The sequence below is a fragment of the Nocardiopsis sp. NPDC058631 genome (assembly GCF_042716955.1).
Taxonomy (GTDB): domain Bacteria; phylum Actinomycetota; class Actinomycetes; order Streptosporangiales; family Streptosporangiaceae; genus Nocardiopsis.
In genome coordinates this window covers 20,595-41,761 of the sequence record NZ_JBHXQY010000057.1, presented here as the reverse complement: position 1 = coordinate 41,761, position 21,167 = coordinate 20,595, and the positions used below count along the sequence as shown (strand labels likewise).

16 protein-coding genes are annotated in these 21,167 nt (G+C 72.1%); 7 read left to right on the top strand and 9 right to left on the bottom strand.

The window, feature by feature from the left end; translation table 11 throughout:
• Nucleotides 1-131 precede the first annotated feature (131 nt).
• The 3 genes from ACFWTE_RS19095 to ACFWTE_RS19085 all read right to left on the bottom strand — a co-directional run bounded on the left by ACFWTE_RS19095 (nucleotide 132) and on the right by ACFWTE_RS19085 (nucleotide 4,510).
• A complete protein-coding gene (locus tag ACFWTE_RS19095; protein ID WP_378780887.1) occupies nucleotides 132-1,889 on the bottom strand; it encodes an LCP family protein in 1,758 nt (585 codons plus the stop codon).
• A 446-nt stretch (nucleotides 1,890-2,335) separates the two neighbouring features.
• The gene (locus ACFWTE_RS19090; protein ID WP_378780886.1) at nucleotides 2,336-3,010 is read right to left on the bottom strand and encodes a hypothetical protein; all 675 of its coding nucleotides are present in this window, start codon (nucleotides 3,008-3,010) and stop codon (nucleotides 2,336-2,338) included.
• 312 nt (nucleotides 3,011-3,322) lie between these two features.
• A complete protein-coding gene (locus tag ACFWTE_RS19085; RefSeq protein WP_378780885.1) occupies nucleotides 3,323-4,510 on the bottom strand; it encodes an ROK family transcriptional regulator in 1,188 nt (395 codons plus the stop codon).
• A 203-nt stretch (nucleotides 4,511-4,713) separates the two neighbouring features.
• Here ACFWTE_RS19085 and zwf point away from each other — a divergent pair, with 203 nt between their 5' ends.
• The 3 genes from zwf to eda all read left to right on the top strand — a co-directional run bounded on the left by zwf (nucleotide 4,714) and on the right by eda (nucleotide 8,761).
• Complete coding sequence (gene zwf, locus ACFWTE_RS19080) at nucleotides 4,714-6,195, top strand: glucose-6-phosphate dehydrogenase (protein WP_378780883.1); 1,482 nt, start codon at nucleotides 4,714-4,716, stop codon at nucleotides 6,193-6,195.
• On the top strand, nucleotides 6,192-8,027 hold the full coding sequence (gene edd / locus ACFWTE_RS19075; protein WP_378780882.1) for a phosphogluconate dehydratase: 1,836 nt from the start codon (nucleotides 6,192-6,194) through the stop codon (nucleotides 8,025-8,027). Before zwf ends, edd begins: the two co-directional genes overlap by 4 nt.
• Nucleotides 8,028-8,128: 101 nt before the next feature.
• Entirely contained in the window at nucleotides 8,129-8,761 is a 633-nt protein-coding gene (gene eda / locus ACFWTE_RS19070; RefSeq protein WP_378780881.1) for a bifunctional 4-hydroxy-2-oxoglutarate aldolase/2-dehydro-3-deoxy-phosphogluconate aldolase, read from the top strand.
• 103 nt (nucleotides 8,762-8,864) lie between these two features.
• Here eda and ACFWTE_RS19065 read toward each other — a convergent pair whose 3' ends face one another.
• From ACFWTE_RS19065 to ACFWTE_RS19055, 3 genes are all read right to left on the bottom strand, one after another.
• Nucleotides 8,865-9,581, bottom strand: a complete 717-nt coding sequence (locus ACFWTE_RS19065) for a class I SAM-dependent methyltransferase (protein ID WP_378780880.1) — start codon at nucleotides 9,579-9,581, stop codon at nucleotides 8,865-8,867.
• Between the two features lie 205 nt (nucleotides 9,582-9,786).
• Nucleotides 9,787-10,563, bottom strand: coding sequence for a TetR/AcrR family transcriptional regulator (locus ACFWTE_RS19060; RefSeq protein WP_378780879.1), 777 nt, complete (start codon nucleotides 10,561-10,563; stop codon nucleotides 9,787-9,789).
• Nucleotides 10,564-10,745: 182 nt separating this feature from the next.
• Nucleotides 10,746-11,315, bottom strand: coding sequence for a DNA-3-methyladenine glycosylase I (locus tag ACFWTE_RS19055; RefSeq protein WP_378780878.1), 570 nt, complete (start codon nucleotides 11,313-11,315; stop codon nucleotides 10,746-10,748).
• Between the two features lie 337 nt (nucleotides 11,316-11,652).
• Here ACFWTE_RS19055 and ACFWTE_RS19050 point away from each other — a divergent pair, with 337 nt between their 5' ends.
• A complete protein-coding gene (locus tag ACFWTE_RS19050; protein WP_378780877.1) occupies nucleotides 11,653-12,222 on the top strand; it encodes an HD domain-containing protein in 570 nt (189 codons plus the stop codon).
• 63 nt (nucleotides 12,223-12,285) lie between these two features.
• On the opposite strand, the gene ACFWTE_RS19045 is transcribed toward ACFWTE_RS19050, so the two are convergent.
• Together ACFWTE_RS19045 and ACFWTE_RS19040 are read right to left on the bottom strand one after the other, a co-directional pair.
• On the bottom strand, nucleotides 12,286-14,058 hold the full coding sequence (locus ACFWTE_RS19045; protein WP_378780875.1) for an ABC transporter ATP-binding protein: 1,773 nt from the start codon (nucleotides 14,056-14,058) through the stop codon (nucleotides 12,286-12,288).
• A 116-nt stretch (nucleotides 14,059-14,174) separates the two neighbouring features.
• Nucleotides 14,175-15,941, bottom strand: a complete 1,767-nt coding sequence (locus ACFWTE_RS19040; RefSeq protein WP_378780874.1) for an ABC transporter ATP-binding protein — start codon at nucleotides 15,939-15,941, stop codon at nucleotides 14,175-14,177.
• A gap of 333 nt (nucleotides 15,942-16,274) precedes the next feature.
• On the opposite strand from ACFWTE_RS19040, the gene ACFWTE_RS19035 reads away from it, so the two are divergent.
• Both ACFWTE_RS19035 and ACFWTE_RS19030 read left to right on the top strand, forming a co-directional pair.
• Nucleotides 16,275-17,234 (top strand): ATP-binding cassette domain-containing protein, encoded by a 960-nt coding sequence (locus tag ACFWTE_RS19035; RefSeq protein WP_378780873.1) that lies wholly within the window; start codon nucleotides 16,275-16,277, stop codon nucleotides 17,232-17,234.
• A complete protein-coding gene (locus tag ACFWTE_RS19030) occupies nucleotides 17,231-18,088 on the top strand; it encodes an ABC transporter permease (RefSeq protein ID WP_378780871.1) in 858 nt (285 codons plus the stop codon). The genes ACFWTE_RS19035 and ACFWTE_RS19030 overlap by 4 nt, the downstream gene beginning before the upstream one ends.
• A 63-nt stretch (nucleotides 18,089-18,151) precedes the next feature.
• On the opposite strand, the gene ACFWTE_RS19025 is transcribed toward ACFWTE_RS19030, so the two are convergent.
• Nucleotides 18,152-18,802 carry a hypothetical protein gene (locus tag ACFWTE_RS19025; RefSeq protein ID WP_378780870.1) on the bottom strand — a complete coding sequence of 217 codons (651 nt, stop codon included), beginning with the start codon at nucleotides 18,800-18,802 and terminating at the stop codon, nucleotides 18,152-18,154.
• 352 nt (nucleotides 18,803-19,154) lie between these two features.
• On the opposite strand from ACFWTE_RS19025, the gene ACFWTE_RS19020 reads away from it, so the two are divergent.
• Nucleotides 19,155-21,119: a M3 family metallopeptidase gene (locus tag ACFWTE_RS19020; RefSeq protein WP_378780869.1), complete on the top strand. Its 1,965-nt coding sequence runs from the start codon at nucleotides 19,155-19,157 to the stop codon at nucleotides 21,117-21,119.
• Nucleotides 21,120-21,167 lie beyond the last annotated feature (48 nt).

Here is a 21,167-nt window from a genome sequence, read left to right as displayed (position 1 = left end):
TTTTTTTTTTTTTTTGTTTTTTTTTGTTTTTTTCTTCCGGTGGCCCACGCTGGGGGCCGGCGGCGGCGCGGCGCGGGCCCCCACGGCGCGGTCCGGTCCGCGCACGCTCGGAGGCGGGCCGGAACGGGTGCCTACTCCGTTTCCTCCCCGGTGCCGAAGCCCAGGCCGTCGGCGCACGGGTTGGACGTGGCGTCACGCCCCTCGCCGGGGCGGGCGGACTCCGCGTCATCCGGGGAGGGGGAGTCGCTGGGCGGGTCCTGCGGCGCCGCCGCGTCGTCGGCTGCGAGCAGGGCGGGCAGGGGCCGGTCCTCGCGCACAGCGGCGAAAAGCTCGGCGGACTCCGCCTCGTCCCACATCACCCGGTTGGGGTCGGAGGGCGCCTGGTACCAGGGCACGGTGTGGAACTCGATGTCGGACAGGTCCACGTCGGCCAGTGTGACGGCGATCGAGAGCATCCGGTCGAGCGTGAGCTCCCGGTCGGTGGCGCTGTGCTGCGCCACCGCCTGGAGGACGCCGTTGAGCTTGGTCGGGCTGCTCATCACGTCACTGCTGGTCACCTGGTCCGCCAGGGCGGCCAGGAACATCTGCTGCCGGTCGATGCGGCCGATGTCTCCGCCGTCCCCGATCTCGTACCGGGCGCGTACGAAGGACAGGGCCTCGTCCCCGTCGAGCGTCTGCTGACCCGCGTCGATGTCGAGTTGGGACCGGCGGTCGCTCATCGGCTCGGGGATGCAGATGTCGACGCCGCCGATGGCGTTGACGACGTCCCGGAAACTCATGAAGCTCAGGTGCACGAAGTGGTCGACGCGGATGTCGGTCAAAGACTCGACGGTGCGGACCACGCACGGAGGTCCGCCGTGGTACATGGCGGCGTTGACCATCCCGAAGTAGCCGTACGTGCCCTCGGTGTTGCCGTAGGAGTCGCACTGGGGAAGCTGGACCAGGGAGTCCCGGGGGAAGCTGACCACGGAGACGCGGTTGTCGGGCGAGATGTGCGCCAGCATGATCGAGTCCGAGCGCTCACCCTCGAACTCGTCGCGGTACGCGGTGCTCCCCTCCTCGTAGCCGTCGGAACCGATGAAGAGGATGTTGACGGCGTCGCTGATCTTGTCGGGGCGGTCCTCCTCCTTGAGCGCCGAACCCAGGTCGTGCTGGATCATGCCGGAGCGCAGTGAGTGGTAGTAGCCGTAGGCCGTGGCGACCCCGGCCGCCAGGACGAGGGTGAGGACGGCCGCGGTCCACCCGGCGATCCTGCGGCCACGGCGGCGTTTGCGCGGGCCTGGGGGCGGAGGCGGCGCGGCCCCTGCTCCGTCGCCCCCGGAACCCCCGGAACCTGCGTCGACCGCGCTGCCGTCGACCGGCACCGGCGTCGTGGACTTCTCGCTCCCATGCCCCCCGGGTTCGGCGGGGGAGCCGGTCCCGGACGCGGTGGGTTCCGCTCCGGAGGCCGGAGCCGCGGAGTCGGCACCACGGTCCGTGTCCTCGGGCCCCTCGGGCTTCGACGACGATGGCGAGATGGCCGTCACCAGCGCCATCACGTCCTCGTCGCCGAGGTCCTCGGTGGGCGCGGTGCCCTCGGCGGGACGCTCGTGCCGACCGGTCTGCGGGGGCTTCCCGCCGTGGGTGGGCGCGGCGGGGGTGCCCCGGGGTTCGTCCGGGGCGGTGGCGTCCTCCGGTACGCCGGAGGCCCCGGCGTCCGTGGCCTCGGCGGGTGAGCCGTCCGGCTCGTCACCGTTCACGCCCTCGCGCACGGTTCCGTCCGCTCCGGGACCGGTGGCCGCGGAGGTCCGCGCTCCGGGCCCGGGGTCTGCGTCGGATGCCTTCTCGGGCGTCTTGTCTGGGGTCTTGTCCGCGCCGGGATCGGCGGAGGAGTTCTCGTCAGCGCGCATCGTTGCAATCTCGGTGAGTTCGGACAGCGGGACGTGCCAACGGTCGGACATCTGACCGAAGGGCCACGTGTCCGTGTCTGGGGGAGGGTGGAGGTCGCGCGGGACACTGGTGCGGGTGGCCGCCCGGGCCGGGGCAGGCTGGGGATCCGGATGCGGCCCACAGGGGGCCGGCCATACCGGAGAAAGGACGCGGCCGACGACACGGAAACCCGCGTGTGGCAGAGATCCTAGGTGAAGTTCTCTTCGCTTGCGCACTCAGGTTGTCCACGCGTGAGGCTCCTGACCACAATTGCGCAGCACAATTCCTTTGTCGGGCGGCTGGCTACCGACCCCTCCGTGCCCGACTTTCTCATCCATGCCCGCAAGAATCACTTCTGACCCGCCGTGCGAACGGCAGATCAGGTCCGCACGGCGGGATCATACGCAAGAAAGCTGCGTATTCCGGGTCAGTCGTCCCAGAAGGCGCTTCCCTGCTCGGGCTCCTCCGCGGTGGCCGTGGATCTGCCGCCCTTGGCCGCAGGCTTCGCGGTGGGCTTGGCCGTGGCCTTGTCGGGGGTCGCCTTGGTGGTCTTTCGCGCAGCGGGCTTGGTTCCCGTGTGCCGGGGGCGGGCGGTCACGGCGCTCTTGGCGATGGGTTCGGTGGGGCGCGGCGTCTCACCGGAGTGGATGCTCAGCGCCTCCTCCTCGATGGTCAACATCTTGCGGACCTGGGAGGGGACCTCGGGTAGCCGCTCGGAACGCAGGTGGGCGCCCAGCACCTCCAGGGCGTGGTCGCACAGCAGCCGCCGGGCACGCTCGGACTTGACGCCGCTGAGCTCCTCGATCTCGGGGAGGCCGCGCTCGCGGAGCAGGCGGATGATGTCGCGCAGCCGGTCCCGGGTCTTGCGGTCGGTCATCGACATGACCGTCAGCTCGGCCTCGGCGAGAAAGCTCTCCTGGCCGCCGTCGGAGTCGCGCTCGGCGATGAGGGCACTGGTCAGGCTACGAGCGGAGGAACGGGAGGAGACGCGTATGTCGTTGCGCCTGGTGTGCCGGGCCTGGAAGCCGGTCACCACGACACTGGTGGCCAGGCTGATTCCGGCTCCCAACAGGATCAGCACGAGCGGGTTCTCTAGAAGCACGGGAAGGACCTTTCCGGGCGGGGGTCCGCACGGGGTGCGGTCACGGGGTGGTGACTGGGGATGTGCGGGGGTGGGGGCCGGTGCTGGGCGACTATTCGCCACATCGGGGGTCATTGTCAAGTGGCAACGCAAGCCGGACGCTCGCCGCGGGGAGCGTCATCGCAGGTCGACAAGGTCGGCGTGGGGCGGGGCAGGGGTGGGTGGGCGCGGTGGGACGGTCGTCCCCTCCTCAGAGAGGTGCCCGCTCGCGTGAAGAGATAACACGCTCTGTCCACAGCCTGTGGACAGGCGATCGTCCGGACCCCGGAGGCGTCACCCGGCCAGGAGTTTGTTCACCGACTCCGGTGACAGGATCTCCTCGGTGACCATGGCCGCGCAGCCGCGCACCCCGGCGTCGTCCCACAGGGAGCTGGACACCACACGCAACTGGCGGGTCGCCAGGGCCGTGCACTGCTGGAACACCACCTCGCGGACGCCCGCGACCAGGTGGTCGTAGGCCTCCGACAGATCCCCACCCAGCACGATGACCTCGGGGTTGAGGAGGTTCACGGCTCCGGCGAGCGCCTCGCCGAGCCGACGCCCGGCCTCTCGCACGAGGGTCACGGCCACGGGGTCGCCGCCGACGGCCAGGGCCACCAGGTCCTTGAGCGTGTCCGCCCGCCGCCCCCGCTCGGCAGCCTGCTCAAGGAGCCGTCGGCCGCCCGCGACCGCTTCCAGGCAGTCGGTGTTGCCGCAGCGGCAGGGCAGGCCTCCGCCGTCGCGCACCGGGATGTGACCAATCTCGCCGGCGGCGCCCAGTGATCCGCGCAGCAGGCGCCCCCCGGACAGCAGCCCGGCGCCGATCCCGGTGGAGACCTTCACGAAGACCATGTCGTCGGGATGGCCGTGGCCCCCCGCGATGTGTTCGCCCAGAGCCATCACGTTGACGTCGTTGTCGACCATCACCGGGACGGGGAAGCGCTCTGCCACGAGCGGGGCCAGGGCCACGCCCGCCCACTTGCCCAGGAAGGGGCGGTCGTCGGCTCGGCCCGCGTGGAACTCGACGGTTCCGGGCAGTCCGATGCCCACGCCGCGGACGTCGCCGGGCCCGCGTCCGAGGGAGGCGATCTGCTCCGACCACGCTTCGAGCAGCCAGGGGACTGTCGCGTCGGGACCCTTCTCCATGTCGGGGGAACCGGGCGTGCGCACGAGGACGTCGCCGTTGAGGTCGCACACGGCCGCCTGGCTGCGGGCCATGCCGAGAGCGCTGGTGAGGATGAGCCCGCTACCGGCGTTGAACTCCAGGAGTGTGGGGGGTCGACCGCCGCTGGAGGCCGCTCCGGTTCCCTCCGTGACGAGGCCGCCGCCGATCAGCTCGGTGACGCGCAGGGCCACGGAGGGTCGGGAGAGCCCCGTGACCCGGGCGATCTCGGACCGGCTGGTCGCGGTGCCGGAGCGGATCAGCTCAAGGATGTGGCCACTGGTGGCAGCAGAGGACAGGCGTCCCGGGGTTCTGGCCATATCTCATTCAACCATGGGGTTAAGCCTCGAAGACTGGGAGGTTATGTAAAGAAGTGTGCTCAACTGTGCTTGGTTTTTTACCATAGTCCGGCGTAAGGTCGAAAGCGGCGAATGGTCCCGAACCCCCCGGGTCATCCCACTCCGCACCACCCCCCGTCGCAGCACCGCCCTCTCTTCTCCCTCCCCGCAGGAGCAGCCCGAAGATGTCGCAGCAGTCCGCGCCCCGCCCCACCGACCTGGTGGTCTTCGGGGGCACCGGCGACCTGTCCATGCGCAAACTCCTCCCCTCCCTGTACCTGTTGGACCGCGACGGCCACCTGGACGAGGGGACGCGTGTCATCGCCGTCTCGCGCGACGGCCTCACCGGTGCGGACCTGAGGGACAAGACCTCCTCGGCCGTTCGCGGTCATCCCGCTGTCCAGGTGGTCGAGCCCGACGTGCTCCGCCGTTTCCTCGACCGCCTCTCCCACGTCACCGTGGACGTCGGCGGAGACCCCACCGGATGGACCGACCTCGCCTCCGCCCTCGTCCCGGACCGCGACCGCGTCTTCTACCTCGCCGTCCCGCCGATGATCTCCGGCGACATCTGCCGAGGACTGGACGAGGCCGGGCTCGTCACCGCCGAGGCCCGGGTCGTCATGGAGAAGCCACTGGGACGCGACCTCGCCTCCTCCCAGGCCGTCAACGACGCCGTGGGCGCCGTCTTCGACGAACGGCGGACCTACCGGATCGACCACTACCTGGGCAAGGAGACCGTGCAGAACCTGCTCGTGCTGCGGTTCGCCAACGTCTTCCTCGAACCCCTGTGGAACTCCCGCTGGATCGACCACGTGCAGATCACCGCCACCGAGACCCTCGGGACCGGCGGACGGCGCGGTTACTACGACACCTCCGGCGCCATGCGCGACATGGTGCAGAACCACCTCCTGCAGCTGCTCTGCCTGACCGCCATGGAACCCCCGGCCAGCTACGACCGCGAGGCCGTGCGCGACGAGAAGCTCAAGGTCCTCCAGTCGCTGCGGCCCCTCACCGGCGACCAGGTGGCCGAGGACACCGCCCGGGGCCAGTACGGGCGCGGCACCGTCCAGGGCACCGAGGTCCTCGGCTACCTCGACGAGGCGGGTGGCCCCGCCGTCAGCGACACCGAGACCTTCGTGGCGCTGCGCGCCGAGGTCGCCAACTGGCGCTGGGCGGGCGTGCCCTTCTACCTGCGCACCGGCAAGCGCGTCGGCCACGCCCGCTCGGAGATCGTGATCCGTTTCCGGGATGTGCCGCACACGATCTTCCCCGGTGCCGACACCGGTCCCGGAGCGGGCAGCCTCGTCATCCGGCTCCAGCCGGACGAGGGCATACACCTGACCATGCTGGCCAAGACACCCGGCGCGGGGGCACTGCGGCTCCGGCCCGTCCCCCTCGAACTCAGCTTCGCCGACACCTTCTCCACCCGCTCGCCCGAGGCCTACGAGCGGCTGCTGATGGACGTGCTGGCGGGGGACTCCACCCTCTTCATGCGCCGCGACGAGGTCGAGGCCGCCTGGCGCTGGGTGGACCCCGTCATCGAGGCCTGGAACAACACGGACACCACCCCCGAGACCTATCCGGCCGGAAGCGCGGGCCCCGCAGGCGCGCACCGGCTCATCGGCCGCACCGGCCGCACGTGGTACGAAGAGGAGCAACCCCGATGACCGCGAACACCCCTGAGACGACCGGGTACGGGCCCGGAGTCCACCCCGTCGTCGCCGACGTCACCCGGCGCCTGGCCGAGCGCAGCGCCGACACCAGGTCCGCGTACCTGGCCCGGATCGCCGAGGCGGCGGGCCAGGGACCGGCCCGCTCCGCCCTGGGCTGCGCCAACCTCGCCCACGGGTTCGCGGCCTGCGGCGTCTCCGACAAGCTCGCGCTGTCCGGCGACGTCAAGCCCAACCTGGCGATCGTCTCCTCCTACAACGACATGCTCTCCGCGCACCAGCCGCTGGAGACCTACCCGGCACTCATCAAGGCCGCCGTCGCCGAGGCCGGCGGCGTCGCCCAGTTCGCGGGCGGGGTGCCCGCCATGTGCGACGGCATCACCCAGGGCCGCGCGGGCATGGAGCTGTCCCTGTTCAGCCGGGACGTCATCGCCATGGCCACCGCCATCGCCCTGTCCCACGACATGTTCGACGGCGCCCTCATGCTCGGGGTGTGCGACAAGATCGTGCCCGGCCTGCTCATCGGCGCCCTGTCCTTCGGCCACCTCCCGGTGGCGTTCGTGCCCGCCGGGCCCATGCCCTCCGGGCTGCCCAACAAGGACAAGGCGCGGGTGCGCCAGAAGTTCGCCGAGGGCAAGGCGGACCGCCGCGAACTCCTCCAGGCCGAGTCCGCCGCCTACCACTCGCCGGGTACCTGCACCTTCTACGGCACAGCCAACTCCAACCAGATGCTCATGGAGGTCATGGGCCTGCACCTGGCCGGGTCCAGCTTCGAGCAGCCGGGCACCCCGATGCGTGAGGCGCTCACCGCCGAGGCAGGCCGCCGCGTGCTCGGACAGACCGCGCTGGGGGACTCCCACAACCCGGTCGGAGAGCAGGTCGACGAGCGCGCCGTGGTCAACGCCGTGGTCGCCCTGCTGGCCACCGGTGGATCCAGCAACCACACGCTGCACCTGGTGGCCATCGCCCGCGCCGCCGGGATCGATCTGACCTGGGACGACTTCGCGGACCTGTCCGAGGTGGTGCCGCTGCTCACCCGCATGTACCCCAACGGCGCCGCCGACGTGAACCAGTTCCACGAGGCCGGAGGCATGGCCTACCTGATCGGCTCCCTCCTGGACGCCGGACTGCTCCACGAGGACGTGCGCACCGTCATGGGCGAGGGGCTGGGCCGCTACCGGCAGACCCCCAGCCTCGAAGGGTCCACCCTGACCTGGGGGGACGGGCCCAAGGAGAGTGGCGACACCACCGTGCTGCGCGGAGTGGACGACCCCTTCGCCCCCGACGGCGGCCTGCGCATGCTCTCGGGCAACCTGGGCCGCGCCGTCATCAAGACCTCGGCCGTCGCGCCGGAGCGGCACGTCGTCGAGGCCCCCGCCAGGGTCTTCGCCGACCAGTCCGAACTCCAGGCGGCCTTCACCGCGGGCGAGCTCACCGGCGACTTCGTCGCGGTCGTGCGCTTCCAGGGGCCGCGTGCCAACGGCATGCCCGAACTGCACAAGCTCACCCCGCCGCTGGCCGTGCTCCAGGACCGGGGCCAGAAGGTGGCGCTCGTGACCGACGGCCGCATGTCCGGAGCCTCGGGCAAGGTGCCCGCCGCCATCCACGTCTCCCCGGAGGCGGTCGCCGGCGGCGCCCTCGCCTACGTGCGCGACGGCGACGTGATCCGCCTGGACGCCACCACGGGCACACTGGAGGTGCTGGCCGACCTCTCCGGGCGCGAGCCCGCGCGACCCACCGCGGACTCCTCGACCGGAACCGGCCGTGAACTGTTCGCCGCCCTGCGCGGCGTGGTCGGACCGGCGGAGGCCGGAGCCGGGGTCTTCTGACCCCGGCAGCCCCAGCCCGGACCGCGGGCGCGCCGGGGTACCGGCCCCGGGCCACGGCGCGCCCGCACCGACCCACGGACACCAGACAGACGGAGACACACATGACGACGAGCCCCCGTTCGGGCGCGGACATCTTCGACCTCGCCCCGGTGATGCCGGTGGTGGTGGTCTCCGACGCGGAGACCGCCGTGCCGCTGGCACGCGCACTGGTCGCGGGCGGTCTGCCCGGCATCGAGGTGACGCTGCGGACCCCGGCCGCGCTGGAGGCCATCGAGCGCATCGCGGCCGAGGTGCCCGAGGCCGTGGTCGGCGCCGGAACAGTGGTCACCCCCCAGCAGGCGCGTGCGGCGGCCGACGCGGGTGCACGGTTCCTGGTGAGCCCCGGGTGCACGGCCGCTCTCGCCTCCGCCATGGCCGACACCGGCCTGCCCTTCCTGCCGGGCGTGGCCACCGTCTCCGAGGCGATGGACCTCCTGGAGCGCGGCCTGTCGGCGATGAAGTTCTTCCCCGCGGAGGCGTCGGGCGGCGCGGCGTTCCTGAAGTCGCTGTCGGGCCCCCTGCCCCAGGTACGTTTCTGCCCGACCGGCGGGATCACCGTCGGATCGGCCCCCGACTACCTGGCCCTGCCCAACGTGGGCTGCGTGGGCGGCAGCTGGCTGACACCGGCCGGCCTGGTGACGGCGGGCGACTGGGACGGCGTCACCCGGCTGGCCAAGGAGGCCGCGGCGCTCTAGGGAGTGCTCTTCCCGGCCCCGCCCCGCTCCGGTACGCCTGCGCTCCCTCGGGCGCGCGCCCGAGTGGGGGCGGGGCCGGCCCTGACCGTCGGCGGAGCGCTGTTCAGGCGGCGGGCGGGTGCACGGGCATCCGGAAGTAGATCATCGGGTTGTCCGTGCCGGCGCGCACCGGCTCTCCCAGACCCAGGTCCTCCCTGAGCTCCAGGAGCGCGGTGTACGGGGCGGGTGCCCTCCTCCGGGAGGGTGTGAAGAAGTCCGTGCCCGTCCTCCGCAGCCACGCCAACACGACCGCGCCCTCGGTCAGCGGCAGGGCCCGCTTCCCGTGGAAGACGTCGTGGACGCTGACCGGGGTGCCGGGGGCGACCCGGGGGAACAGCTCCGACAGGTACCACCGCGCGAACCGGCCGTTGTGGGCGGCGTCCACGAACAGGTAGCCGATCCCCTCCGGGACCCGCGCCAGGTTCTCCCGGACATCGCCCCCGTGGAACTCCCAGCGGCCCAGCGACAGGTCGGTCGGCACGTTCTCCACCACGTTGTCCACGATGTCGAAGGAGTGCAGGGTCCCCGCCCTGTTGTCGCGCAGCGCCGACAGGATCCACGTCGTGGACCAGCCGTGGAACGTGCCCAGCTCCATGACCGTGTCCGGCCGGGTCTCGCGCAGGAGCAGGTAGGTGATCTCCGCTTCCAGGTCGTCGAGCTGCGGGGTCATGCGGCCCCGCGTGTCATGGAGGAACTCGCGCTGTGCGTCGCGCACCTTCGCCAGGGGTTCGCGGTACCTGCGGTACAGGTCCCCGATCAACGCAAGGCCGATGTCCTCCATGCCGCTCCCCGGGTTCGCTCCGCGTGGCTCCGGACCTCACCGTATCGATCCGGGGGCCTGCGGACGGGAAAATTGGGCCTGTCCCCCCGGCGGGTCGCGGCCGGCCGTCGCACACCGGGCGGATCGGGCAGGTGGCGGCAGGGCTCCGCCGGTGGGAGCACCTGCGGGCTAACCGACGGGGACCGCGCATCATGTGCCGTGAGGGCTACGTGTCCCGCGTCGAGGGGGCCCGGGAGTCCACGAGGACCTGGACTCCGTCGAGGATGCGCTCCAGCCCGAACGCGAAGGCGTGCCCGGCGGGGTAGACGGCTTGGTGCTCACGCCCGACGGAGCTCCCGACACGGGAGGCGATCGGGTAGTCGCTGTCCCTCACCAGGGAAGCGAGGACCGGGCCGTGCGTCCGCCACCACTGGCCGTCGGTCATGCCCGACGCCCGCTCGGTCTCGCTGACCGCCACCGCCTGGCCGGCGGCGCCCTCCGCGTAGCTGTTGACCAGGCTGACCGTGGAGTCCATCTCGTCGTCGGTCAGACCGAGGCCGTCGACGGCGGCCAGTTCGTACTCGTACTTGGCGACGAGGTGGGGTCCCAGCAGGCGTCCGCGGGAGGCCTGGAGCATCCACGGGTGGCGCAGGAACAGCCGCCAGTTCGCGTGCGCGATCGCGTGCAGCCGGTCCCGCCAGTCGTCGTGCCGCTCGCCACCCGGGTGCAGGCCCGCGTAGGCGGCGTCGAGCATCAGGTCGACCAGCTCGCCCCGGCCCGGGACGTAGGTGTACAGCGACATCGTGCCGACGCCCAGGCGTTCGGCGACCTTGCGCATGGAGAGTGCGGCGAGACCGTCGGCGTCGGCGAGTTCGGAGGCCACGGACACGATCCGGTCCACGCTGAGGTTTGGCTTGTTGCGCCTGCTGGTGGGTTCCTGGGTGCGCCACAGCAGGGCGAGGCTGCGCGCGGGGTCGCCGCTCGTGGTGTGCTGGGTGGACATTGACGGCCCTGCTCTTCCGGTCCGGTGCCCGGTCAGTGTACGGCAGGGTGGTCACGGGGGGCCGGTGCCTGCCCGCACGGCCGTCCCCGGTGAGGGGCTGTGACCGCCATGGAGGCGAGGTCCGCCCCGTGCACACGGAAACGGGCGTGGAAGGGCCGCGACGGACCTCGCGGAGGGGCGGATCAGGCGGGCTTGGCGGGGCACCCGACCAGGTGGTCGTCGACCACCCCGACGGCCTGGAGGTAGGAGTACACGATCGTGGTGCCGACGAAGTTGAAGCCGCGCTTCTTGAGGTCCTTGCCGATCCGGTCGGACAGCGGGGTGCTCGCCGGAACCTGTGACGGCTCAGTGAAGCGGTTGACCACGGTCTCGCCGTCCACCCACCCCCACAGGTAGTCGGCGAAGGTGCCGTACTCCTCGCGCACCCGCTCGAAGGAGCGGGCGTTGCGCACCACCGAAGCCACCTTGAGCCGGTTGCGGACGATGCCGGCGTCCGCGAGGAGCCGGTCGGTGTCGCCTTGGCCGTACTCCGCGATCCGGGCGCGGTCGAAGCCGCCCAGGGCGCGACGGTAGTTCTCCCGCTTGTTGAGCACGGTGGCCCAGGAGAGCCCTGCCTGTGCGCCCTCCAGTACGAGCATCTCGAACAGGTACGCGTCGTCCCGGGACGGCCTGCCCCACTCCTCGTCGTGGTAGGCCGTCATCAGTTCCGACGCGTTCCTGGCCCAGGCGCAGCGCTGGTCCTGGTCGGGCATGTGGGCTCCTCGGTTGTGGGTGGCGGTCCCCGCATTGTTCCCGAGAGTGCCGACGGTTCGCGGGAGGCGGCGACGCCTTGCGCCGGGCTGAACCGTTGCGGGCAGCACCCCTGCGGCGGCGCGAGCCGCCGGGTACGCTCGGCACGCCGACGCCCTCCTGCGCCGAAAACGGAGCGGGTGCGAACACCGGCGTGCTTCGCCCTCCCCCTTCGCGTCCGCGTCCCCGGGAGCGGCCGAGGGCTCAGCGGCAGGACCGGTCCCCGGGGGCGCGGGGTGGCACGCGGCTGCCCCCTTCTGATGTGCGCGCGGACCGCGCGGGAGACGGAGAGCCGGACCGATGCACACGACCCCGATCCCGGTTCCGGACGAGGCGTCCCGGCTCCTGGCCGCCACGGGGGCGCCGCCCCGCCTGCGCGCGCACGGTGAACTGGTCCACGGGGTGGCGGTGGCCCTGCTCTCCTGGCTGTCCGACCACCATCCCCGCCTGCCGGTGGACGCCGAGGCGGTTCGCTTCGGCGCCGCCGTGCACGACATCGGCAAGACCGAGCACCCCGAGGAGCTGACCGGGCCGGGCCGCCGGCACGAGGAGGCGGGGGAGCTGCTGCTGCTCTCCCGGGGCGTCCCCGCGCGTCTGGCCCGGTTCTGTGCCACCCACGGCGACTGGTCAGCCGAGGGGAGAACCATGGAGGACCTGCTGGTCAGCCTCTCCGACAAGGTCTGGAAGGGCGCTCGTGTCGAGGGTCTGGAACTCCTCCTGACCCGGCGGATCGCGGCCGAGGCCGGGCTGCCCGACTGGGAGGTCTTCGCGTCGCTGGACGACGCGCTCCAGGCTCTGGCCGATGGCGCGGACGCCCGGCTGGCACACCAGGCCCGGTATCCCGTCGCCCCCTACCCCCACGCCCGCTGACCCACCGGCCGCGCCGGGCGGTAGGCGGTGGTGTCGGCCCGGCGCCACGACGCGACGGAGAGGTCACGTGGTGCCGCCGTGCCACGACCTCCACAGCGCCGAGTACGGTCCGCCCGTGCCGACGAGGTCGTCGTGCGTCCCCAGTTCGGTGATCCTCCCACCCTCCACCACCGCCACCCGGTCGGCGTCGTGGGCCGTGTGCAGCCTGTGCGCGATCGCGATCACCGTGCGGCCCTCCAGCACCGCGGCCAGCGAGCGCTCGGTGTGCCGTGCCGAGGCCGGGTCCAAAAGCGAGGTCGCCTCGTCCAGGACCACCGTGTGGGGATCGGCCAACACCACCCGGGCCAGAGCCACCTGCTGCACCCGGGCCGCGTCCAGTACCGTGCCGTCCGCCCCCAGCGGGGTGTCCAGCCCCTCCGGTAGGTCCCGCACCCAGTCCGCGTCCACCGCCGAGAGCGCGCGGAGCAGGACGGTGTCCTCGGCTTCCTCCGCCGCGATGGCGAGGTTGTCGCGCAGCGTCCCGACGAACACGTGGTGCTCCTGGGTGACCAGGACGATCCGTCTGCGAAGCTCCTCCGGCCCGAGTTCGGCGACGGGAACCCCGCCCACCAGCACCCCGCCCGAACGCGGCGCGTCCATCCCGGCCAGCAGGCGGCCCAGCGTGGTCTTGCCCGCGCCCGACGGGCCGACCAGCGCCAGCCGCTCACCCGGACGCACGGACAGGTCGATCCCGCACAGCACGTCCTGGCCGTCCACGTACGCGTAGCGGGCCTCCCGCACCTCGATCCGGTCGTCCGCCGGAATCCGGGGCGCGGACACCGGTTCAGCCACGGCGCCGCCGATCCCGCGGAGCCGGGCGAACGACGCACCGCCCCGTTGCAGCTCCTCCACCCAGAACATGATCCGGGCGGCGGGTTCCTCCACCTGCCGCATGTACAGGCAGCAGGTCACCACCAGCCCGAGGCTCACCGCGCCCTCCAGGTGGAGCAGCCCGCCCGCCACCAGGACCACGGAGGCGGGCAGCAGGAACGCGATGTCGGCGACCGGGTACAGCACCGAGCGCAGGCGCAGGGTACGCCGCCGGGTGAGGTAGAGCTCCTCCGCGTCCCGGTCGGTCCCCGCCACCCGGGCGTCCCGCAGGTTCAGGGCCTCCACGGTGCGGCCCCCCTCCGCTGTGGCCGTCACCCCCTCCAACGCGGTGGAGACGGCGGCCCCCTCCGCCAGGTAGGCGGGTCGCGAACGGCGCAGGTACCAGCGTGATGCCAGCCAGACCGGGGGCACGCCCACCAGGACGACAACCCCCATCGGCGGGCTGAGCCAGAACACCGCCGCGAGGAGGAAGAGGATCTGCACCAGGGCGGGGAACACGTCCGGGACGGCGTTGCGCAGGGTCGTTCCGACGACTCCGACATCTCCGGAGGCCCGCGCGGTCAGGTCACCGGTCCCGGAGCGCTCCACCAACCGGACCGGCAGGGCGAGGACCCGGTCGACGAACTCCTCCCGCACCCGGCTCAGGGAGCGCTCCCCGAAACGGAAGGCACACAGGCGCACGTACCGGGTCAGTACCAGCTGCGCGATCGCGCATACCAGGACGGCGAGGGCCAGTCCGTCGACCGCATCGACGGTGGCCTCCCCCGCCTCCAGCAGGTTGACGATTCGCCCCAGCAGGTAGGGGCCGACCAGACCGACGGCGCTCGCCAGGCAGGTGACCGCCATGAGCAGGACGAGCGGTTGGCGTTCCGCGTGCAGGAACCCCCAGAAGTCCCGCCGTACGGTGGCGGCGTCGGCCACCGGTAGCCGCGCCCCGTGTCCACTCGTTTCGGTTCCGGTCCTCATGTCCAGCCTCCGCTTCGGCCGCCCCGCCACCTGGCCCCGCCACCGTCGTCCACCTTGTCGGAGGCCGGGGTCGCGGGCTTTCCGGGCTCGGGGCCCCGCTCGCCCGGGACCGTGCCTCACGATCCGTCCCCTCCGGCCTCCTCCGAGCCCCGCAAGACCAGCGCCCGGTAGTCCGGTCTGGTGTCGAGCAGTGCGCCGTGGGTGCCCTCCGCAGCCACCCGGCCCCGGGAGAGAAGGACGACCCGGTCCATGCGGGCGAGCAGTAGTGGAGAGGTGCTCACGACCACCGTGGTCCGCCCGCGTCGCGCCTCGCGGAGCCGGTCCGCGACGGTCGCCTCGGTGTGGGCGTCCACCGCGGAGGTCGGCTCGACCAGGAGAAGGACCTCCGGGTCGGCGAGTACCGCGCGCGCCAGCCGCACCCGCTGGCGCTGTCCGCCGGACAGGTTGCGGGCCTGGGCCTCCACTGCCGAGTCCAGCCCGCCGGGCACGGTGGAGACGACGTCCAGTGCCCCGGCCGTCCGCAGGGCCGCCATGACCTCCGCGTCGGTCCGGTCTCCGTGCACCGAGACCACCTCGCGCAGCGGACCGGCGAACAGGTACGCCTCGTTGTCCCCGACCAGCACACGGTCCCGGACGGCCGCGGGATCCATGTCGCGCAAGGGCACCCCTCCCCAGGTGGCCTCGGAGTCGGTGTACCGGCCCAGGCGCTCCACCACGTCGGCGGCGTCCCCGGCCTCGACGGAGACCAGCGCGATCGTCTCCCCGGGGCGCACCCGTGTCCCGGTCCGGGGGTCGACGAGTTCGGACGGTCCGGCCGGGGGAGCCGCGCCGACCTCGGAGGACGGCGGGGAGAACCCGAGCAACCGCACCACCCGCTTCAGCGACACGTGTCCGCGGGTGAGGTCGCCGGCTGCCTCGATCAGGGAGAACACCGGGATGACCAGCACGGCCACGTACCCGTACACGGCGACCATCTCGCCGACGGTGATCTCCCCGGACAGCGCCAGCCGGGCGGCGATCCAGGTGACCGCGGCCAGGAACACCACCGGTAGGCAGGAGCTCACCGCGTCGAACCAGCTCGTGGTGGACCCGAGCCTGTACCCCTGGCGGAGGAGCGCCGACGAGCGCTCCCGGTACCGGGCCGCGAAGCGGTCCCGGCCACCGATACCGCCGAGCACGCGCAGGCCGGCCACGATGTCGCCGGCCAGCTCGGTGAGACGGCCCTCCCGCTCCCGGTACTCGCTCTGCCTCCCGTGTACGCCACGCAGCAGCGGGCCCACGGTCACGGCCAGAAGGGGGACGCCGACCACCACGACCACGGCGAGCGGGAGGGAGATGGTGAACAGGAGGGCGGTGACACCCGCGTAGGCGACCACCGCACCGACACCGGGGCCGGTCAGGGTGAGGATCTGCGCGATCCGGCCCACGTCCAGCACCTGCAGGGCGGACAGTTCGCCGGAGGAGATCCGGAGGGGCAGGGCGGAGCCCAGACGCGCCGCGTGCCGGGCCACCACACGGATGGTGCGCAGCGTCGCGTCCAGCCGTACGAGGGTCATCGTGCGGTGGCGCATGATCGAGACGAGCGCGTTGGCCAGGCCCACCGCCGCGAACGCGGACGCCCAGAGCAGCAGGGCCGACCGGTCCCCGGCGCGCAGCCCGTCGTCCACGGCGCGGGCCAGCAGGTAGGGCGGCACCATCAGGCCGACCATCCAGACGGTGCCCCAGAAGGAGCCGGTCAGGACTCGGAGGGGCTGCGCGGCGACGAGCCACCACAGGTAGTGCCAGGGGCCGCGCCGGTCGGGGGTACCGGGACCGGGGAGCCGGGGGTGTGGGGCGGTCCCGCGCCGGAGCGTCACGGTGGGCGGGGTCCTGGTCTCCGGCACCGGCTTCTCCGTCCTGTCGTCCACTTTCACCCCATGGAATCAGGAGCCGGAAGGAAGCGGTAGATGGCGATCGGCCCTGTGGACAACCGCGGTCGGCGGCCGCGCGCACCCTCCGGGCCACCGGCTGTGGTGCTTCGGAGGGTGCCCGCCCGTGCCGGTGGGTCGGGTCGGCGGTGCTGGGGCACCGAGCCGCTCCAGAGGTCGGGTCCGGGGTGCGAGGAGTAATGCTTTATGCCGTACGGAATTATCTGCGGAGTCCTTGTGTTCCTCAGAACGTAGACCGTACAGTACGGCGTACGGAAGCCGGGAGCGGCTGAGGGAGAGGGGAACACCGTGGAGACGACCGAGAGCGCTGTCACCGCGCGCGGTCTGGGGAAGAGGTACGGGAGGAGCTGGGCGCTCAGGGGGTTCGACCTTGAGGTACCCGCCGGCAGCGTGTGCGGACTCCTCGGACCCAACGGGGCCGGCAAGACCACCGCCGTGCGCGTGCTCACCACCCTGCTGCACGCCGACGAGGGCACCGCCCGCGTTGCCGGCCACGACGTGGCCGCCCACGGGAGCCGGGTACGTCGGCGGATCGGCCTGGTGGGACAGAACGCCGCCGTCGACGAGGTGCTGAGCGGGCGCCAGAACCTGGAGATGTTCGGGCGCCTCTACCACCTGGGCGCCCGGCGGGCCGCCGCACGGGCGGGCGAGCTGCTGGAGCGGTTCCGCCTCGCCGACACCGGGAGGAAGCCGGTCAGCGCCTACTCCGGCGGCATGCGGCGCCGCCTCGACCTGGCCGCGAGCATGGTTCTGGCACCGCCCGTGCTGTTCCTGGACGAGCCCACCACCGGACTCGACCCGCGCAGCCGCAACGAGGTGTGGGGCGCGGTCCGGGAGCTGGTCGCGGGCGGTACGACCGTCCTGCTCACCACCCAGTACCTGGAGGAGGCGGACCGCCTCGCCGACCGTGTCTCGGTTGTCTCCTCCGGCAGGGTCGTCGCCGAGGGCACCCCTGACGAGCTCAAGTCCCGCCTGGGCGGCGACCGTGTCGACCTGGTGGTCCACGATCCGGCCGCGCTCGACAGGGCCGTCGGCCTCATCCGGCGGATCGTCGGTGCGCAGCCGGAGACGGACGCGGAGAACCGCCGGATCAGTGTCCGCGTGAAGAACCGGGTCGCCGCGCTCACCGAGGTGGCGCGGGCCCTGGAGGACCACGGGATCGAGGTGGAGGACATCGCCCTGCGCCGCCCCAGCCTGGACGAGGTCTTCCTGCACCTCACGGAGAACGAGGAGGTACCCGTCCGATGAACGCCATCGCCACCCCGGCCGACGCGACCGCCGTGGGCGGCGCCCCCGAGGAGGGCGGCGTCGCCGACCGCCTCCGCTGGGCGGTCGCCGACGGGTGGACCATCACCCGCCGTGACGTCGCCCACTGGCTGCGCCGCCCCGGACAGCTCGTCGCGGGACTGCTGTTCCCCGTGATGATGCTGCTGATGTTCGGGTTCCTCTTCGGAGGGGCGATGACCGTGCCCGGAGACGGGGACTACCGCGAGTTCCTGATGCCCGGCATGTTCGCCATGACCATGGTCTTCGGCGTGGGCGAGACGGTGACGGCCGTGTCCAACGACGTCGCGCGCGGCGTCACCGACCGCTTCCGGTCCATGCCTATGGCGCCCTCGGCCGTCGTGGTGGGCCGGTGCGCCGCGGACATGGTCAGGTCGACGATCACGCTGGCGGTCCTCGTCGGTTGCGGCCTGCTGGCGGGGTGGCAGTGGAACGGTACCGGGGGAGAGGCCGCCGCCGGCATCGGACTGCTCCTGCTGCTGCGTTTCTCCCTGGTGTGGCCCGGCATCTACGTCGGACTGCTCGCCCGGGGCGAGGGGGCGGTCACGGCCGTGCACACCCTGGAGTTCCCGCTGGGGTTCCTGTCCAACGCGTTCGTGGCCACCGCGACCATGCCGCTGTGGCTGGGCGCCCTCGCGGACTGGAACCCGCTGTCGTCCACCGTCACCGCCACCCGTGAGCTGTTCGGCAACCCGGGGTGGGGAGGCGAGACCTGGGTCGCGCAGAACGCCCTGCCGATGGCGGTGGTGTGGCCGCTGGTCATCGTCGCGGTCTTCTTCCCGCTCTGCGTCCGGCGCTACCGGAACATGGCCAGATAACCGGAGCCGGGGGCACGGTACTCCGCGCAGGCCCGGTGGCCGGACCGGGTCCGGCCACCGGGGTCACCAGGGTCCCCCCTGGCGGGGCGGTCCTTGGCGGGCCGCGTCGTACAGAGCGAGGAACCGGTGCGCCCTCGCATTCCTTGCGCGGGAGAGAGGCACCAAGGACGCGGAGCCGACGAAGAGGAGGAAGGTGTTCACTCCGGACGCGAGACCGTTGAGGTCGCCCTCCCGGAGGGCCCGGGCGGTGACGTAGAGACCGCAGGCGACCATCAGGACGAGGCAGGCGATCGACACGGGGAGCATGTTCCGGAGCGGGTGGGGCGGGAGGGACGGGTTTCCGGGAGACGCCTCCGACAGGGCCCGGGCGACCTGGTTGGTGCGGACGTCGTCGCCGAGCAGCCCGCGGCGGTGGAGGACCCGAGCGGCGCGCAGGTGTTCCGGCGTCGTCCACGGGGGAAGCTGATGCGGTTGCGGCCACCAGTTCACCATGTACGCCAGGACCGAGCCCATGAGCGGCGGAACGGCTACCAGGGTGAGGACGGCGACCGTGTCGGCCCACACAGGGGCGGACCGCGCCCATGCCATGCCGCTGAGAAGCCCGAAGGGCCCCCTCGGCTCGGCGGCGACGACCATCGCCGCGAAGTTCCCCGCCAGGAGCGTGGAGGCCGTACCCAGGAGGGCGTACACGGTGACGAGCCGTCGCTCGTACACCCGGACGTAGCTCCCCGCGCCACGCGGGGGAACCACGTCCGGCGGGGGCGATGGGGGATGCTGCACAGGGTCCTCCCCTGGGCCCGTGGGCGGGGGAGGCGCAGCCGGGCCGGACCCGCGCCTGTCCGAAGCGTAGGGGAGACCGGACGAATCGGTCGCCATCCGTCCTTCGCCGGACGTCCCGACCGGGAGGCGGTGCCCTGGGCCCCGCCGGCCCCGGACCTGCGCGGGGCTTCCCCCAACGAGGTGCAAACACGGCGTGACAGGGCAGGCCGGTCACGATAGAACAGCACCGGCATTCCCGGCACACGGATCTCCGGGCCTACGCGCACGAACACGAGGAGCCCGAACCTTGACCGACAACCCGTTCTTCGCTCCCAGCGGTCTCCCCCACCAGCTGCCCGACTTCGCCGGCATCCGGGAGGAGCACTTCCTTCCCGCGTTCACACGGGGAATGGCGGAACACCTCGCCGAGATCGAGGCGATCGCGAACAACCCCGAGCCCGCGACCTTCGACAACACACTCGTCGCCCTGGAGCGGTCCGGCCGGACCCTCCACCGCGTCGAGACCGTGTTCCGCACCCTGGCCGGCTCCGACGCCACCGACGGCATCAGGGAGATCGAGAAGGAGATCGCGCCCAGAGCGGCGAACCACCGGGACGCGATCTCGCTCCACCGCGCCCTGTGGGAGAGGATCAAGCAGGTCACCGCCTCCGACCCCGAGGAGGCCCGCCTCCTGGAGCGGTACCGGACCGACTTCGCCAACGCGGGCGCCGACCTCACCGGCGACGAACAGGCCAGGCTGCGACAGCTCAACGAGGAGCTCGCCGGACTCGCGACGGACTTCGCGCAGAACGTGCTCAGCGCCTCCTCCGACTCCGCACTCGTCGTCCGCGATCCCGCCCGGCTCGACGGACTCGACGAAGCCCAGATCAGAGCGATCGAGAAGGACGGGGAGTACGTCCTCCCGCTGCTCAACTTCACCATGCAGCCCGCTCTCGCCCAGCTCACCGACCGCGGCACGCGCGAGCGGCTCTACACCCTGAGCGTGGAACGCGCCCCGGCCAACCTCGACCTCGCCGCGCGGATCGCCGAACTGCGCGTCGAGCGGGCCGGCCTCCTCGGCCACCCCGACCACGCCTCCCACAAGGTCTCCGACCAGACGGCCAGGACCGTCGAGGCGGTCGAGGAACGGCTCGGACAGCTGGTCGGCCCCGCCGTCCGCAACGCCCTGAAGGAGGCCGAGGCGCTGGCCGAACAGGCCGGACACCCCATCGAGCCGTGGGACTGGTCCTTCTACGCCGAGAAGGTCAAAAAGACCCGCCACGACTTCGACAAGAGTGCCCTGCGGCCCTACTTCGAGCTGGACCGGGTCTACCGGGACGGGGTGTTCCACGCCGCCGCCCGCCTGTACGGGATCACCTTCACCGAACGCTCCGACCTGCACGGATACCACCCCGACGTGCGCGTGTGGGAGGTGTTCGAGGAGGACGGCACCGCGCTCGGGCTGTTCCTGCTCGACCCCTACGCCCGCCCCACCAAGCGCGGCGGCGCCTGGATGCACACCCTGGTCGACCAGTCGTTCCTCCTGGACGAACGGCCCGTGGTGGTCAACAACCTCAATGTCACCAAGCCCGCGTCCGGGCCGACGCTGCTCACACTGGACGAGGTCCGCACGGCCTTCCACGAGTTCGGCCACACCCTGCACGGCCTGTTCTCGGCGGTCCGCTTCCCCCGCTTCTCGGGCACCAACGTCCCCCGTGACTTCGTCGAGTACCCCTCGCAGGTCAACGAGATGTGGGCGTACCAGCCGGAGATCCTCGCCAACTACGCCCGGCACCACGAGACCGGCGAGCCCGTGCCCGCCGAGCTCGTCGAGCGGATGACCGCGGCCGCACGGTTCAACCAGGGCTTCGCGACCGTCGAGTACCTCGCGGCCGCGCTGCTCGACTGGTCCTGGCACCGCATCGGCGCCGGAGAGGCGGTGGAACCCGCCACCTTCGAGGAGCGGGCCCTGGAGTCCTGGGGGGTCTCCCTGGCGCAGGTGCGGCCCCGCTACCGCAGCACCTACTTCATGCACGTGTTCTCCAACGACTACAGCGCCGGGTACTACTCGTACGTGTGGAGCGAGGCCCTGGCCGCGGACAACGAGGAGTGGTTCGCCGCCAACGGCGGACCCACCCGGGAGAACGGCGACCGCTTCCGCGCCGGTGTGCTGTCGGTGGGAGGCAGCGTCGACGCGATGGGCGCCTTCCGCGGCCTCCTCGGCCGCGACCCGCAGATGGGCCCCCTGCTGCGCCGCCGCGGACTGGAGTAGACCGCGCGGGGCACGGTACGGAGGCCCGCAGCACCGGCCGCACGACCG

What these genes read in the sequence shown, in the direction of transcription:
- ACFWTE_RS19095 (WP_378780887.1), bottom strand. Translation starts at nt 1,889, where the DNA reads ATGCGCGCTGACGAGAACTCCTCCGCCGATCCCGGCGCGGACAAGACC.
- ACFWTE_RS19085 (WP_378780885.1), bottom strand. Translation starts at nt 4,510, where the DNA reads ATGGCCAGAACCCCGGGACGCCTGTCCTCTGCTGCCACCAGTGGCCAC.
- zwf (WP_378780883.1), top strand. Translation starts at nt 4,714, where the DNA reads ATGTCGCAGCAGTCCGCGCCCCGCCCCACCGACCTGGTGGTCTTCGGG.
- edd (WP_378780882.1), top strand. Translation starts at nt 6,192, where the DNA reads ATGACCGCGAACACCCCTGAGACGACCGGGTACGGGCCCGGAGTCCAC.
- eda (WP_378780881.1), top strand. Translation starts at nt 8,129, where the DNA reads ATGACGACGAGCCCCCGTTCGGGCGCGGACATCTTCGACCTCGCCCCG.
- ACFWTE_RS19065 (WP_378780880.1), bottom strand. Translation starts at nt 9,581, where the DNA reads ATGGAGGACATCGGCCTTGCGTTGATCGGGGACCTGTACCGCAGGTAC.
- ACFWTE_RS19060 (WP_378780879.1), bottom strand. Translation starts at nt 10,563, where the DNA reads ATGTCCACCCAGCACACCACGAGCGGCGACCCCGCGCGCAGCCTCGCC.
- ACFWTE_RS19055 (WP_378780878.1), bottom strand. Translation starts at nt 11,315, where the DNA reads ATGCCCGACCAGGACCAGCGCTGCGCCTGGGCCAGGAACGCGTCGGAA.
- ACFWTE_RS19050 (WP_378780877.1), top strand. Translation starts at nt 11,653, where the DNA reads ATGCACACGACCCCGATCCCGGTTCCGGACGAGGCGTCCCGGCTCCTG.
- ACFWTE_RS19045 (WP_378780875.1), bottom strand. Translation starts at nt 14,058, where the DNA reads ATGAGGACCGGAACCGAAACGAGTGGACACGGGGCGCGGCTACCGGTG.
- ACFWTE_RS19030 (WP_378780871.1), top strand. Translation starts at nt 17,231, where the DNA reads ATGAACGCCATCGCCACCCCGGCCGACGCGACCGCCGTGGGCGGCGCC.